Annotated in this window: 12 protein-coding genes; 2 read left to right on the top strand and 10 right to left on the bottom strand. The window is 40.5% G+C overall.

Annotated features, from left to right (window positions below):
- Positions 1-64: 64 nt before the first annotated feature.
- The 6 genes from adk to apt all read right to left on the bottom strand — a co-directional run bounded on the left by adk (position 65) and on the right by apt (position 6,508).
- Positions 65-709 (bottom strand): adenylate kinase, encoded by a 645-nt coding sequence (adk, locus tag M1E96_RS05290; RefSeq protein WP_070925173.1) that lies wholly within the window; start codon positions 707-709, stop codon positions 65-67.
- Between the two features lie 192 nt (positions 710-901).
- Positions 902-2,776, bottom strand: coding sequence for a molecular chaperone HtpG (htpG, locus tag M1E96_RS05285; protein WP_139158606.1), 1,875 nt, complete (start codon positions 2,774-2,776; stop codon positions 902-904).
- Between the two features lie 189 nt (positions 2,777-2,965).
- A complete protein-coding gene (gene recR, locus M1E96_RS05280; RefSeq protein WP_070925174.1) occupies positions 2,966-3,565 on the bottom strand; it encodes a recombination mediator RecR in 600 nt (199 codons plus the stop codon).
- Positions 3,565-3,894, bottom strand: coding sequence for a YbaB/EbfC family nucleoid-associated protein (locus M1E96_RS05275; RefSeq protein ID WP_070925175.1), 330 nt, complete (start codon positions 3,892-3,894; stop codon positions 3,565-3,567). The genes recR and M1E96_RS05275 overlap by 1 nt, the downstream gene beginning before the upstream one ends.
- 49 nt (positions 3,895-3,943) lie before the next feature.
- A complete protein-coding gene (gene dnaX, locus M1E96_RS05270) occupies positions 3,944-5,860 on the bottom strand; it encodes a DNA polymerase III subunit gamma/tau (protein ID WP_272580214.1) in 1,917 nt (638 codons plus the stop codon).
- A 96-nt stretch (positions 5,861-5,956) separates the two neighbouring features.
- Positions 5,957-6,508, bottom strand: a complete 552-nt coding sequence (gene apt / locus M1E96_RS05265; RefSeq protein ID WP_272580215.1) for an adenine phosphoribosyltransferase — start codon at positions 6,506-6,508, stop codon at positions 5,957-5,959.
- Positions 6,509-6,723: 215 nt separating this feature from the next.
- Here apt and priC point away from each other — a divergent pair, with 215 nt between their 5' ends.
- Positions 6,724-7,272: a primosomal replication protein PriC gene (gene priC / locus M1E96_RS05260; RefSeq protein WP_070925178.1), complete on the top strand. Its 549-nt coding sequence runs from the start codon at positions 6,724-6,726 to the stop codon at positions 7,270-7,272.
- Here the strand turns inward: priC and M1E96_RS05255 are convergent.
- On the bottom strand, positions 7,257-8,249 hold the full coding sequence (locus M1E96_RS05255) for an FUSC family protein (protein ID WP_140181761.1): 993 nt from the start codon (positions 8,247-8,249) through the stop codon (positions 7,257-7,259). The genes priC and M1E96_RS05255 overlap by 16 nt on opposite strands.
- A gap of 379 nt (positions 8,250-8,628) precedes the next feature.
- Between M1E96_RS05255 and M1E96_RS05250 the strand changes: the two genes are divergently transcribed.
- The gene (locus tag M1E96_RS05250) at positions 8,629-8,799 is read left to right on the top strand and encodes a YbaM family protein (protein WP_081335838.1); all 171 of its coding nucleotides are present in this window, start codon (positions 8,629-8,631) and stop codon (positions 8,797-8,799) included.
- On the opposite strand, the gene mscK is transcribed toward M1E96_RS05250, so the two are convergent.
- The 3 genes from mscK to acrR form a co-directional block, all read right to left on the bottom strand.
- Complete coding sequence (mscK, locus tag M1E96_RS05245; RefSeq protein ID WP_337979834.1) at positions 8,800-12,174, bottom strand: mechanosensitive channel MscK; 3,375 nt, start codon at positions 12,172-12,174, stop codon at positions 8,800-8,802.
- A gap of 78 nt (positions 12,175-12,252) precedes the next feature.
- Complete coding sequence (locus tag M1E96_RS05240; protein ID WP_272580217.1) at positions 12,253-12,606, bottom strand: DsrE/DsrF/TusD sulfur relay family protein; 354 nt, start codon at positions 12,604-12,606, stop codon at positions 12,253-12,255.
- Positions 12,607-12,765: 159 nt separating this feature from the next.
- On the bottom strand, positions 12,766-13,401 hold the full coding sequence (acrR, locus tag M1E96_RS05235) for a multidrug efflux transporter transcriptional repressor AcrR (protein ID WP_070925181.1): 636 nt from the start codon (positions 13,399-13,401) through the stop codon (positions 12,766-12,768).
- Positions 13,402-13,413 lie beyond the last annotated feature (12 nt).

Genomic DNA, 13,413 nt, shown 5'->3' with positions numbered 1-13,413 from the left:
TTTTTATTGCCTAAAAGCAAAGGCAGCGGTTATCGCTGCCTTTGCTGGTAACTATGGTGACTAATTAGCCAAGAATTTTTGCTAATTCAGCACTCACTTCAGTCACTTTACGGGTACCATCAAGCTTGAAGTACTTGGTATTGCCTGCTTCGGCTTCTTTTTGATAATAAGCAACCAAAGGCGCAGTCAAATCATGATATTCAACCAAACGCTTACGAACGGTATCTTCTTGATCATCTTTACGAATAGTCAACTCATCACCAGTGACATCATCTTTGTTTTCAACTTTAGGTGGGTTGAATGTCACATGGTAAACACGGCCTGAAGGCGCATGTACACGGCGACCAATGATACGCTCAACAATGATTTCATCTGGTACATCGAATTCAAGTACGAAATCAACGTTAATGCCAGCTTCTTTCATTGCATCTGCTTGTGGGATCGTACGCGGGAACCCATCCAACAAGAAGCCATTGCGGCAGTCATCTTGTTTGATGCGCTCTTTAACCAATGCAATAACTAATTCATCAGTAACTAGTTTACCGTTATCCATTAGCTCTTTTGCTTGTAAACCTAGCTCACTACCCGCTTTAACTGCTGCACGTAGCATATCGCCAGTTGAAATTTGTGGGATCCCAAATTTCTCCATAATAAATTGAGCTTGAGTGCCCTTACCGGCGCCTGGAGCACCGAGCAGAATGATACGCATTGCGTAAACCCCTTGCTATTTAGTTTTTTATAATTTGAAAAGAAAACAAGATACCATACCATTAGCATGGCGCTTTACTCAAGAACACACGTAAACGTTTTCGCATTTAACTTCTTTCGCAAAAGAAAAAAACCACGCTAAAGCACAAGCTAAAACGTGGTTTTTGCTCAAAAACGAAACTTCATCGCTGCGTTATTTTAATAATAATTCATTGATTTTACGAATAAATAAATTTGGATCTTCTAATGTTCCACGCTCAGCGAGCAACGCTTGATCCAATAGCACATCAATCCAATCAGCAAACAAAGCCTCATCAGTGACTTCAGATGCTTTCTTGACCAATGGATGTGCTGGATTCAATTCGAAGTTATATTTAACTTCTGGGGCAGCCTGACCCGCAGCAGCAAACAATTTAGCCATCTGGGTACTCATTTCATCTGCATTTGTGGTTACAATCGCAGGTGTATCCGTTAAACGATGTGTGAGTTTAACTTCTTTAACCCGTTCACCTAGCAAGGTTTTAACACGCTCAACAAATGGCTCTAACTGCTTTTCTGCTTCTTCTTGCTCAGCTTTATTTTCATCTGCTAGTTTGTCTAGCGACTCATCCGCTTTACTCACCGATTGGAACTGTTTGCCATCAAACTCAGACAAGTAGTTCATCATCCACTCATCAATACGATCGGAAAGCAGTAATACCTCGATACCTTTTTTACGGAATAGCTCTAAGTGAGGGCTGCTCTTCGCTGCTGCATAGCTATCAGCAGTAATGTAATAGATTTTATCCTGACCATCGACCATACGGCTGATGTATTGCTCTAAAGAGACGCTCTGCTCACTACTCTCATTATAAGTGGAGGCAAAACGTAATAGCTTAGCAATCGCTTCACCGTTGCTACTATCTTCCGCAGGGCCTTCTTTCATCACTAGCCCAAATTGCTGCCAGAAAGTTTGATACTTTTCTGCGTCGTTCTTAGCTAATTTTTCCAACATCTGTAGCACACGTTTAGTCAGTGCGCTACGTAAGCTACGCGTTAATGCACTATCTTGCAAAATTTCGCGAGAGACGTTGAGTGGTAAATCGTTAGAGTCCAAGACACCACGCACGAAACGTAGATAGTTAGGCATGAATTGTTCAGCATCATCCATAATAAATACACGCTGAACATATAATTTTAATCCATGGCGCTGTTCACGATTCCACATATCAAATGGTGCCTGTGAAGGGATATACAGCAAGCTCGTATACTCTTGCTTACCTTCAACACGGTTATGTGACCACGTTAGTGGATCTGCATAATCATGGGAAATATGTTTATAAAATTCAGTGTACTCTTCATCTGAAATCTCAGATTTATTGCGCGTCCATAATGCTTTTGCTTGGTTGATTTTTTCCCAAGTGATTGTGCCGTCTTCTTCGTTCTTAACTTCAATTTCAACAGGCAACGCAATATGGTCAGAATATTTGCTGATAACTGAGCGTAAACGCCAGTTATCTAAAAATTCGCTTTCATCGGCACGTAAATGTAAGGTGATTTCAGTACCACGTTCAGCTTTTTCGATATCAGCGATAGTATATTCACCCTCACCTGCCGACTCCCAAAACACACCTTGATCTGCTGCTGCACCAGCAGCACGGCTGCGAACAGTGACTTTATCGGCAACAATAAATGCAGAGTAAAAACCAACACCAAATTGGCCAATCATTTGGCTATCTTTTGCTTGGTCAGTGCCCAAAGATTCTAAAAAGGCTTTTGTACCTGATTTAGCGATAGTTCCTAAGTTATCAATAACTTCATCACGGCTCATACCGATACCGTTATCGCTAATCGTCAGTGTTCCATTCTCTTTATCTGCGCTGATGCGAACACGCAGTTCACCATCGTTTTCATACAGTTCTGGTTTAGACAGAGCTCTAAAACGTAATTTATCTGCGGCATCAGATGCGTTTGAAATAAGTTCACGCAAAAAGATTTCTTTGTTTGAGTAAAGAGAGTGGATCATCAACTGGAGAAGTTGTTTTACTTCGGATTGGAACCCACGAGTTTCTTGTCCTTTCATACTCATTAATGGCCTCTATATCATCAATCTAATAGGATAGTTTTGACTAATCGATGAAGTTTAACTGGGGGCAAAAAATAAGAATTCAACTCAGTAAGGTAAAAAAGCGGTAAAGCTAGGGGAATTTGGATGTGATTAATTCATTTTATTAAATATTTTTCAAGCTACCAAGTAGACCTGTAGCTTGAAAAATAACTATATTCTCTGTCTTCCCGCTAAGGAGTGAGAAAGTGTTGTACCATCAACCATTTCGAGTTCACCACCAACAGGAACGCCATGAGCAATACGGCTGGCTGTCACCCCATATTGCGCACACATTTGCCCAATATAGTTTGCTGTTGCTTCGCCTTCAACAGTCGGGTTAGTTGCGAGTATCACTTCTGTAATGGTTTCAGAAGATAAGCGCTCTTCTAGCCTATCAAGACCAATATCCATAGGCCCAATACCATCGAGAGGCGATAAGTGCCCCATCAATACAAAGTAACGCCCGGAGAACTGCCCAGTTTGTTCAACAGCATAGATATCTGCGGGGCTTTCAACCACACAAATCAATCCATTTTGCTGACGCCGTGGATTCTCGCAGATATTGCACACTTCTTGTTCAGTAAAAGTGCGACAATCACGACAATGGCCTATTTCTGACATCGCGCGAGTGAGCGACTGCGCTAAGCGCATGCCGCCACTACGATCACGCTGGAGTAGATGAAAAGCCATTCGCTGCGCTGACTTTGGCCCCACTCCTGGGAGACAGCGCAAAGCTTCCATTAACGACTCAAGAAGCGGACTGGTTTGCATTAGAATGGCATCTTAAAGCCAGGTGGCAATTGCATACCACTTGAAACACTCGCCATTTTCTCTTTTTGCGTTTCTTCGATACGACGAGCTGCATCATTGAATGCAGCGGCAATCAAATCTTCCAACATGTCTTTGTCATCTTCAAGCAGACTTGGGTCAATTTCAACGCGACGGCAGTTATGTGATCCATTAATTGTCACTTTAACCAGACCAGCTCCAGATTCGCCTGTAGCTTCTAGGTTGGCAATTTCTTCCTGAACTTTCTGCATTTTATCTTGCATCTGTTGGGCCTGCTTCATCAGGTTCCCCAAACCACCTTTACCAAACATAGTTATCTCTCACTACTGAGGCCACAGCTTACTCACAGAGACTGTAGCGTTAAACGGGGCGGATACTCTCTTCGTCTAACTGAGCATCAAACATTGAGCGCAGCTTTTGAATCGTTTTATCCGCAATAATTGACTGGCGAGCTTGCGCCAGCTTCTCTTCATAAATTGCTTGTCGCCATTCTAGCGGTGTTTTCACCTCATTATTATCATCTTGAACAATATTCAATTCAACAGGATGACCATAATGTTGGCTTAATGCACTTTGCAAAGCTTCTTGTGCCGAAGGCTTATTCAAATGACGTTGTGTGGAACGCAAATGCAAAACCATTTGCGATTCACCTATTCTTTCTATATATGAATTCAAAGCTAATTGTTCAACTAGCTTAGGTATTTTTAATTGTGCAATTTCTGCTGACCAGCTATCTCTTTCACGCCCTTCCTCAATAATTTTCATTGCCAATTCAGGAGTTTTTTCATATTCGAGCGCTTCTTTTATCTCTGTAGGGGTTGTAACCGCCTCTTTTGCTTGGCTATCTTCAAACTGCGGTCGCCACTGATAAGGCTTGGCCTTAGTCGCTTTTTTGGTTTCCGCTGCACGGCTCGCTATATTTTGCTGATGTTGGCTGGTGACAGCTGCCAGCCTCTCAAGTGCTGACATCGCCGGCTTAGCCTGTTCAGGCGCGGCCGGTTTATTCTTTTTTGCGTTGGAGCCCTCATTCTGCGAAGAGAGCAAGGCTTCTCTGGCTTTTAATAACTGTGAGGTTGGGCTATTTTCCGCTATTACGGCTGGAGCTGGACGAGCGGGTGGCGCCGTCCGTACCACTGTAGGCGGAGTTAGTTGGGTCGTTGGAGCTGGTGATATAGGTTCTTCAATCACATTTTTAGGGTGGAAGGCCAATGCACGTAACAATGCCATTTCAACGCCCATACGGCGCTCTGGTGCATAAGGGAGATCACGACGACCAACTAGCAACGTTTGATAAAATAATTGCAAATCTGCTGGCGAAATCATTCGTGCAATTTGCCTGAGCCGCCCTTCCGTTGAAGAAGGATCCGTTTCTTTGGCAGCAGGTAACAACTGGATCATCGCAATACGGTGCAACAACGAAAGTATCTCAACCAGTAGGTTTTCCCAGTCTGCGCCTCGCACTGCGGCTTGTTCTACTTCCGACATCACAGCAATACCATCTGCACGAATCAATGCTTCAATAATGGCTAAAGGTTGTTCATCATCCAGCGTGCCTAACATTTGGCTGACGATGTCCGCGGTCACCTTTCCTTGCCCCATCGCAATGGCTTGGTCAGTTAAACTCAGTGCGTCACGTAAACTGCCATCTGCTGCTCGTGAGAGCAATTGGCGAGCTCGGCTATCATGTTCAATACCTTCTGCATTTAAAATATGTTCCAGTTGTTTGCTGATTTGAGCAACATCCAACGCTTTTAAGTGGAACTGTAAGCAACGCGACAGAATTGTCACTGGCAGCTTTTGCGGATCCGTGGTCGCAAGCAAAAACTTGACATGTTCAGGTGGCTCTTCCAGCGTTTTGAGCAACGCATTGAAGCTATGACGCGATAACATGTGCACTTCATCGATAAGATACACTTTAAAGCGGCCACGAGCCGGTGCGTACTGTACGTTATCTAATAACTCGCGGGTGTCCTCAACTTTTGTTCTTGATGCCGCATCAATTTCAATCAAATCAACAAAACGGCCTTGTTCTATTTCTAAGCAATTTGCACATTTACCACAAGGTGTTGCGGTGATCCCTGTTTCGCAATTAAGGCCTTTTGCAAAGAGACGAGCGATTGTTGTTTTGCCGACACCACGGGTACCAGAAAACAGATAGGCGTGATGGAGCCTCTGGTGCTCCAGACCATTTGCGAGTGCGGTCAATACATGCTGCTGACCAACGACATCAGAAAATTTTTGGGGGCGCCACTTACGGGCAAGTACCTGATAGCTCATGAATTATGCAGTTTCTAAACAGGGTGATAGCACCATGCTACCACAGCCTCATCCCTTACGGCGAGACTGTGATAAAAATAGTCGTGAAAATTAGGATTAGTGGCCTGGGAATTCAACTAAACTAAATGAATGGATACCTTCTGCGGCAAGACGTTCTACACCACCAAGATCAGGTAAGCTAATAATAAACGCGGCATCAATAATATTTGCACCTAACTGTTTAATCATTTTGACGGTAGCTTCAACAGTACCACCAGTCGCCAGTAGATCATCAATCACTAAAACATTATCTTCAGGCTGAATGCTATCTTTATGAATTTCAAGAGTATCCGTACCGTATTCCAAAGCGTACGTCATACTGAGCACTTCACGTGGCAATTTGCCTTTTTTACGTACAGGAACAAAGCCAACACCAAGGCGCAATGCAACAGGCGCTCCAAAGAGAAAACCGCGGGCTTCCGTACCAACAATTTTAGTCACACCTCTGTCTTTATAATGCTCTACCAGCAGATCAATAGTTGCCTGATAAGCAGCGGGATTGTTCAATAATGTCGTAATATCACGAAATAACACACCTTCCTTTGGATAATCAGGAATTGATGCGATACTTTCTTTAATTAATTGCAGTTGTTGCTCTTTCGCGGTCATAATAAGTGCCAATATAATTTAAATACGAAAAGGGAGAATCTATTTAAAGTACCATAAAATTGCAATAAGAGGCCGTATATTTACGGTGTGTTCTATGATCATCATACTTCAATTTTCAGTGTTTTCCATTTAAGTATGATAGCACCCCTCAAATTATTTAGCGTATATTAACACACATCAATTTTTCATACTTTTTAACTTTTATTGGAATTAAAATGAAGACTAAATCTCTTTTAGATGTGTTAAAGATACAAATCGAGCAACTACAAGCTCGCATTGCTCCCATTGCCGATCAGGAGTTTTCACATTCACGCTTTGATAGCCAGCTTTTTAGTAGTAAATCAACCCACCTCGGTGACTGTCAGAAAGAGCTCGATAAACTGTATCAACAACTCTGTAACAGCGTATCACTCAATCACAAAGAGCAAGTAAATTTTCTCACAGAGAAAATTGCTCATCAAATCCAAGCACTGTCACGGGAGCTATCGACACAATCTTTACGCGACAAAGAAAACGCCTTTCAAGAAAAGAAAGAACAAGTTGATCTTTATGAACGCTTAGCACAGCATCAAGATTATGAACGCCGCTTAGTTGGCATGATGAACGAACGTGAACTGCAACTCAGCACCTTAAGCGATCACACAAAACGCCACCAATGCCAAAAAGAGATTGCGACGTTAGCTGGGCGGCTATATCGTTGCCGCCAAGCACTGATCCGCATTGAAAAAGCGATTGAACATCAAGAAAATCAATTTTTAGAGTGAGTTTTTACCGTAGATCGCTTCATTAACGATTTAATGCAATAACTACAAACGATAGCGAACAAACCACCTATCAACGTTTCCATGATCCTTTCGGACAATAAGTGGTAGTCAACATTATTAAAATAAATTGACATTTCGATCAGTGATAATACTAACCCTGTGATACAAAAAGTACCAAATACATTATTCTTCTTATTATTACTAATCGGGATCAAGAATGAAAATAATAAGATAAGAGCAAAACCAATGTAAGGCATCAGCACTGCGGTATTGAAGGATAAATACAATACAAACACCACAATTAATGTACCAATCACTCTGTCACGAGTTAGCTTAATAATATTTGTGAGTTTAGGATTCAATACAAAAATAAAGGTCAGCGGTGCCCAAAAAAAGTGGTCTACATTGATAGCTCTAGAGACTAAAACACATAGCACTAGCCCAATCGAGTAAATCAATGATTGATAAATTAAGTTGTAGTTTAGCTTATCTCTTTTTAGGGAAATATATTTTTTAATCTGAAATAAAGATATCTTTTCACGCTTACTCATACTATAGCAGAAAGCAAGTGTGATAAAGGTACCAATCAGTAAACCTATCACTAACCCATCAAAACTGGCTTTGTTCAATGTCGCCCCTATGATATAAAAAATCATAAAGTACTTAATCGACATATCTAAAGATGAATCAATATTATAAAATTGATAGTAGAAAAAAGGCGCTAAAAATAAAACGATAAAGAATAAATAATTAATTCCAAGGTAGTAACCTAAGGCGGAACCAACAAATACAAATAAAGAACATAACAATGAATAAACAATGTTTTTGTAACGGCTCGCTTTATTGAAAATAGTATAGCCATGTAGTGTTGACAACGAACTCCATAATGTCGCATCAATACCTGCGACTTGATAAGTAATGAGAAAGCTGACCACAACACAAAATGTTAAGTAAAAACTTTCTGATAATTTCGTCACAACATCACCTAATTACATTCATTTCAATAAAAGAGCACTAATACACTAACATGCCTCTATAGCTATCACAACACAAACTAGTAGGTTATATCCCATTGTCTTTTAAGGATAATCTAATTAATATCTTTATCTGTTTGGACTCTAGATAATAGTTCATTATTTAATATATTCACTATTTTATCATGCAACTCCAACACGGTTATCCTGCTATAAAATCCAAAATCGACTTGCCCTCATTATGAGAAAAATTTACTATCCCTACATAGATATACAGTCTAAATCATTCAATAGTAACTATCATATCTGACGGAAAGCACTGCAACTTAAAGTATAACGAGTAGACGAATATAAGTTGCGTTATTAATCATAAGGAGCACGTATGGACTTACTAAAGGACGCCCCGCAAGAGACCCAACTCGCTGTTGACTTAATCTATCTACTCGAAACATCAGATATTGATACTGATGTGGTTTTGAAAGCGCTTGAAATTGTCAAAAACGATTACCTCACTAAACAGGCTACTGAAGCAACCTGCTTACCTAGCGAGTAATTAATCGTCAGAATCTGTTTTCTTTTTAGGATCACGCTTGATTTCTTGAAGCTCATCACCTTGATTATTATGTAGATGAACTTCTAACTGATTAAAGGCTATATTAATATCATTTTCTCGACATAACCTATCTATTGCACGATTCACTTCATCACTGGTCGTTCCTCGGTCACCAATTTGGCGGACATAAAAACGCAGTTCATGATCTAAAGTGCTCGCACCAAATCCAGTAAAATAAACCGCAGGCCCAGGCTCTGTCATCACCTTACTGTTTGACGTGGCCGCGCTTAATAATACCTGTTTCACTTTATCAAGATCTGAGCCATAAGCCACACCGATAGCAACCGTGATCCTTGTCACCGTATCAGAGAGCGACCAGTTGATTAAGCGCTCAGTCACAAATGCCTTATTCGGTATGATCACCTCTTTGCGATCAAAATCGATAATTGTTGTTGCCCGAATCCGAATTTTACTGACGGTACCTGAATAAGTCCCGATAGTCACTGTATCGCCAATTCGAATTGGCCTTTCAAACAATAAAATGATCCCTGAGACAAAATTAGCAAATATCTCTTGTAAACCAAAACCTAGACCAACCGTTAAAGCCGCTGCTAACCATTGAAGTTTACTCCATGTGATCCCCAGCATCCCCAATGAAGTAATCGCACCAATCCCAACAATAATATAAGTCAGGATGGTTGTAATCGCATACGTTGAGCCTTGACGCAATTTCAAACGCGATAATACTAGAACTTCTAATAAGCCCGGCAAGTTACGCGTCATAATCCATGCAACCACAATAATCACGAGAGCTAATATTAGGTTAGCTAACGTCACCGACTGTAAAACGTTGGTTCCTTCTGCTGTTGTGCCAGTGTAATGCCATAAATCAACACTATCTAAAAACGAGAAAATAGTAATAAAATCAGACCAAATGGCATAAAATCCCAGAGCAAAAATAATAAACAGAACCATCGATGTTAAACGCAATGACTGTTGGCTGATCAGCTCAATGGTCATTGGCGGTTCTTTAATTGGTTCATTTTCGCCATTTTCTTCTTGGTTCTGTGCTTTGCGACGTTCGATGGCTCGTTGATATGCCAGTTTACGTGCAACTAAAGTCAGCCCACGTAAACATGCATTATAGGTAATATACCAAAGCAAAAATAAGTACAAACTGTCTAACCAACGATTCGCTAAACGTAGCGTAGTGTAATAATACCCCGCCATCATTAAGCCAATTAATATTAATGGTGAGAATGTCAGAAGTGTTATCACCACAGAGCGTGTTAAATGACTCCCTTTTTCCTGCCAAATCTGTTTGCAGAAGGGCAATGTAAAAATAAATAGTACCAATAGCGATACTAAAACAATGAGTTGCCCAATTACATCTTCAGACACTTTTAATGGATTGATGATCCCATAGGTTGAAAAGTAAATGAGAGGTAAAAGAGGAATAGATAACCGAGTAAGCCGTCTGCGTGTTTGCGACACGATAGCAGAATCGATACCAAAATGTTTCTCTGCAATCCCTTTTGGCTTCAATACTCGCCATATTAATTCAAAAAGAACCCAGAAAATGGCCAATTGCTGACAGAGTGCCCAAACAAACCCACCTTGAGCATTACCTGTTTTCAAAAACCAGTAACCCACCGCTAACAAAAACAGTGCAGCAGGTATGGTTTGCAGCACGGTAAGCAGTAATGCGATTGGCGTATTCAGCAAGCTATCTTGCCTTAAACTGGATAACCGATAGTCAATTTCTTGTAGACGCAATGAAATCTTACGATAGAGCCAAATAAATATGAGCGCTAATAGCAACAGCGGGAGTACGACTAATAATGAGTTAGTTAGCCCTCTTTTAATACTCCCTTTCGATAAACTAAAGTCAAACTGACTAATTTGTTGCGCGGCTGCGTCAGGAAAGGCCTCTACCCATGCAAGATCGATAGGTTTATTACTATTAACCCAAAAAATTTGCTGCGCCAACGTGTTTTCTAATGACTTCACAACACTCAACAATTGATTTTGATCGAGCTGCAAATTAATTGCTTGGGAAATTTGACTACCTAGCTGCAAATTTAATTCATCTAACAGCTCACGTCTGACATCTAATAACTTAATCAGCGCATCACGATCTTCGGGAGATAACAACCCCTTTTCAGTTTCAGCACCTGATTTTTCGGCTAACTGCTTTTCAATATTGCTAATATAAGTATTCACTTGATAGAGCGCATCTCTTTGCTGTGCTACATCAAACTGTTCAAGGCGTAAATCAGCAATCGTGACAGGTAGATTCTTAGTTAAAATATCATTTGGCAAATCAATTTGCTGTTGAAACAAAATCCGCGATAACAACAAGCTACCACGTAACACGCTGATTTGCTCTTTTAAATTACGTTCTGACTGTGTTGCGCGCTCAAGCCATGCTTTTACCCTAATGCTATTTTGCACCATACGGTTATTCGCTTGAGTCACTTCGATCAAACGCTCACTTAATCCATTATTAATCGCTAACTCTTTTTGAATTAAAGGAATTTGTTTTAGCTGTAAATTATTCTCTGTCGAGCTTTGAGCTTCGCGCGCAGTCGCCTCTGAATCATTTAATCGCTTGTCACTAATAAAAGATTGCAACAGCTGAATGCGTGTTTCTAATTGCTCAATATATAAAGTGGTATAATCACGCTGTTTTTGTAATACATCCTGTAATTGGGTATTACCCTGTAGCACATGTTTTTGATATTCATTTTGCTGCTGCAAATAGTTTTGTTCTATCTGAAGTAACTCAATCTGTGTATCACGTAACTTCGCTGATTCATTAAACACACTGTTTAATTCATTACGGATCTCTTGTAGCCGGCGTGCGTTGTCCAACATAATCGCTTGCGCTCTTTCAGGCTGGGTTTGCAGGCTAATGAGATAACTATTGTAGGTGGCAAGATCATTTTGTTCTGTCTGTAATTGCTCTAATGTGCTACTGAGCAGACTTTCAAGCTGAGATTGCGGGGCATTTTTAATACTGTTAGCAAAGTTAAGCGTTTCTTCTTCGCTACTATTTTTTAATTGCAATAGTGAACGTACCGCGTGCTTTGCATCATCACTCGCTCTCTCAAGGCTTTTTTGCAGTTCATCCGACTTATTATCTAATCGATTTAATTCATCATAAAACGTGAGCGCTTTTTCTAAATCTGCTATCGAGAGCTTATCTTCAGCGCTTTGATTACTTTTCTTACTTAATGAGTTCAGTTGATTTTGAATATCGTTTTTACTTGGCAGGGGATTGGTAGCGGCAAAGATATGACTCGAAAATAATAACAACATGAGTGTGACTAGCACACTAATCTGCCTAATCCATTGATTTTTCATTATCTGCATGACTGAACCCATAATAGGTTTTATTTATATTTTTTAATCGATACACCGCGTTGACTGCTCACAGCGTATCGCTGGCACTTAAAAGGTTAAGACCTTATCGGCTTCTAATGTCCAAGCTGCAAGCTCAACCAAAGTGCCAATCTCAACACCATCAGCTAAAGGTAGCTCACTCACACCACGTGCATCAGTACATGTTTTGCAGAGTTTAATGGCAACTTGTTGTGCGGTTAAAATTTCTAACATCTGTTGGATATTATAGCCTTCCTTTGGCTTTTGAGTACTTAGCCCCGCGGTAACCGCATCCGACATTAAAAATAATCTAAGTTCCGTATTTGGATGCTGTTCTTTAAGGGTGATAGCCAAACGTAATGAATTAAATAGGGTTTCATTACCATAAGGGGCGCCATTCGCAATGATCAGAATTGATGACATCGTATTTCTCCAATTGCTTAGTCTATACTCATTTTATACTTCAAGTCACAGCACCTTTAAGGCATGGTGACTAGGTTTAGTCATACTAAGTGATATTCTTTCTATGCACCTAGCTACTAAATCACTTGCCGCCTAGCTGTACTTCAAATTATTTAGAGTTTATTTTATTCGCAATGATGGACTATATTTTAATGTTTCCAGCATAGTATCCACCAAAGTTTCTGTACGTGTCTGTATATTAAAACTATCAGGCTGTAATAACCAGTTTTCCAGTAAACCACACACCATGGAGCGCAACATAATAGCTGAACACTCTAAATCAAGATTGGCGGGAAGCTGCCCTAAATCAACACAATTACGCAAATGCTCAACAATGCGATAGTGGCTAGCCATGAAGTTTTCTCTTTTGAGGTCAACAATTACCGCCATTTCTCCCACTAATTCACATTTGTGAAACAGAATATCCATCAAAGCACGATTTTTAGGGCTTTCAATAAAATCTGTCAAAATATAAACTAAAATCTCTTTTAGAATTGCCAGTGGATCATTACTATACTTCGAACGATAATAGTTCTCAGCCTGTAGTATTTGACTATCACTAAATTCACAAGCTTGCTGGAACAGATCAACCTTATTTTTGAAGTGCCAGTATATCGCACCACGGGTTACACCAGCGGCCTTTGCGATATCGGCTAAAGATGTCGCCGAAACACCTCGCTCAGAAAAGGTTTTGATGGCAGCATCTAAAATTTCCTGACGGGTTTCTTCGGCCTGTTGTTTAGTTTTTCGTGCCATTGTAACTCGTTT

The organism is Providencia sp. PROV236 (genome assembly GCF_033676985.1).
Classification (GTDB): Bacteria; Pseudomonadota; Gammaproteobacteria; order Enterobacterales; family Enterobacteriaceae; genus Providencia; species Providencia manganoxydans.
This window is presented reverse-complemented; position numbering and strand designations above follow the sequence as displayed.

What these genes read in the sequence shown, in the direction of transcription:
- adk (WP_070925173.1), bottom strand. Translation starts at nt 709, where the DNA reads ATGCGTATCATTCTGCTCGGTGCTCCAGGCGCCGGTAAGGGCACTCAA.
- htpG (WP_139158606.1), bottom strand. Translation starts at nt 2,776, where the DNA reads ATGAGTATGAAAGGACAAGAAACTCGTGGGTTCCAATCCGAAGTAAAA.
- recR (WP_070925174.1), bottom strand. Translation starts at nt 3,565, where the DNA reads ATGCAAACCAGTCCGCTTCTTGAGTCGTTAATGGAAGCTTTGCGCTGT.
- M1E96_RS05275 (WP_070925175.1), bottom strand. Translation starts at nt 3,894, where the DNA reads ATGTTTGGTAAAGGTGGTTTGGGGAACCTGATGAAGCAGGCCCAACAG.
- dnaX (WP_272580214.1), bottom strand. Translation starts at nt 5,860, where the DNA reads ATGAGCTATCAGGTACTTGCCCGTAAGTGGCGCCCCCAAAAATTTTCT.
- apt (WP_272580215.1), bottom strand. Translation starts at nt 6,508, where the DNA reads ATGACCGCGAAAGAGCAACAACTGCAATTAATTAAAGAAAGTATCGCA.
- priC (WP_070925178.1), top strand. Translation starts at nt 6,724, where the DNA reads ATGAAGACTAAATCTCTTTTAGATGTGTTAAAGATACAAATCGAGCAA.
- M1E96_RS05250 (WP_081335838.1), top strand. Translation starts at nt 8,629, where the DNA reads ATGGACTTACTAAAGGACGCCCCGCAAGAGACCCAACTCGCTGTTGAC.
- mscK (WP_337979834.1), bottom strand. Translation starts at nt 12,174, where the DNA reads ATGCAGATAATGAAAAATCAATGGATTAGGCAGATTAGTGTGCTAGTC.
- M1E96_RS05240 (WP_272580217.1), bottom strand. Translation starts at nt 12,606, where the DNA reads ATGTCATCAATTCTGATCATTGCGAATGGCGCCCCTTATGGTAATGAA.
- acrR (WP_070925181.1), bottom strand. Translation starts at nt 13,401, where the DNA reads ATGGCACGAAAAACTAAACAACAGGCCGAAGAAACCCGTCAGGAAATT.